We start from the raw sequence: 651 nt of genomic DNA, 5'->3' as shown, positions 1-651 counted from the left end.
GCCCTGACCGCCGCGCCCGCGACGGCGCGCGGTGCGGCGGAAGACGGTGCGACGGAAGACGGCGCGGCGGGAGACGGCGCGGCGGGAGACGGCGCGGCCGGACGGGATGCGGCGGGGCGGGGCGCGGCGGAGGCGGTGGCCCGGTGATCGCCTACCTGCGGCTCGAAGTACGCCGCACGCTCCGCGACGCCGGTTTCGTCATCTTCGGCATCGGCATGCCGGTGGCGATGTACCTGCTCTTCTCCAACCTGGTTCTGGACGGCGGCGGTCAGCGGCCGGAGACCATGGTGTCGCTGATGGTCGGCATGGCCGCGTACGGGGCGCTCGGTTCCGCGCTCAGCGTGGGTACGGGGCTCGCCGAGGACCGTTCGCTCGGCTGGCTGCGGCAGTTGCGGCTCACCCCGCTCGCGCCCTCCCGCGTCGTCGCCGCCCGGGCCCTCACCGGTTCGGTCATCGTGCTGCCCGCCATCGTGGCGGTGCTGCTGGCCGGCCGGCTCGTCAACCACGTGGCCCTGGCCCCCTGGCAGTGGGGTGCCCTCCTCGGCCTGCTCTGGCTGGGCAGCGCGCCCTTCACGCTGCTGGGCCTCGGCAACGGCTACCGGCTGAGCACGCAGACCACCGGCGTGGTCAACCTCGTCTGCAACCTGGGCC

1 protein-coding gene is annotated in these 651 nt (G+C 74.8%); it reads left to right on the top strand.

What is annotated here, in order from left to right:
* Positions 1-143: 143 nt before the first annotated feature.
* Positions 144-651, top strand: a 508-nt coding sequence (locus KUM32_RS38760; protein WP_217146485.1) for an ABC transporter permease, incomplete at its 3' end; no start/stop codon positions are given.

Source organism: Streptomyces sp. AC627_RSS907 (assembly GCF_019049165.1).
This window is presented reverse-complemented; position numbering and strand designations above follow the sequence as displayed.